This is a genomic window from Cellulomonas bogoriensis 69B4 = DSM 16987, from assembly GCF_000767165.1.
GTDB classification, from domain to species: domain Bacteria; phylum Actinomycetota; class Actinomycetes; order Actinomycetales; family Cellulomonadaceae; genus Actinotalea; species Actinotalea bogoriensis.
Genome location: NZ_AXCZ01000450.1, coordinates 1 through 534 on the forward strand (window position 1 = coordinate 1; position 534 = coordinate 534).

The 534-nt window shown below is 77.2% G+C and carries 1 protein-coding gene; it reads right to left on the reverse strand.

Going from position 1 to position 534, the window contains the following annotated elements; genetic code table 11:
* Positions 1-172: 172 nt before the first annotated feature.
* On the reverse strand, positions 173-534 hold a 362-nt coding region (locus N869_RS18220), incomplete at its 5' end, for a hypothetical protein (RefSeq protein WP_198026121.1).

The following is a 534-nucleotide window of genomic DNA, read 5'->3' on the forward strand; positions in this document are numbered from 1 at the left end:
CGCGGGCGGCGGCGGCCCGCAGGTTGGCGGGGGGTGGGGTGGCCAGGTCGGGCCGCACCTGCAGCAGCCGAGCCACGCCGTCCTCGCCGCGCTCGCGCAGGTGGTCGGTGTAGGTGGCCATCCGTCCCACGATACGGCCGGCGGGTCGAAGGTGACGCGAACGGGACCTACCTCAGGTGCGGGAGGCCAGCGCGGTGAGCCCGCCGAGGGTGAACGCCGCCGCGCGCCGGGCCTCCAGGTCGGGTGGTGCCCCGGCCTCGACCTGGGTGATGCAGACGTTCACGGCGGCGGTGACGAGCGTGAGCGCCGCGTCGGGGTCCGGGACGCCCATGTCGGTGACGGCACGGTGCAGGGGGGCGGAGGTCTGACGGTGACCCTCGAGCAGGCTGGTGCGTACCTCGTCGGGCAGGCGTACCCCGGCCAGGGCGGTGGCGAGCCGGTGGTTGCCGGCCGCGGCGCTGCGGGCGGCGGCGGTGAACCAGGCGCGGACGACGTCCTCGGGCGTGGCGGCGGGTGCGGTCGCGGCTTCGAGGG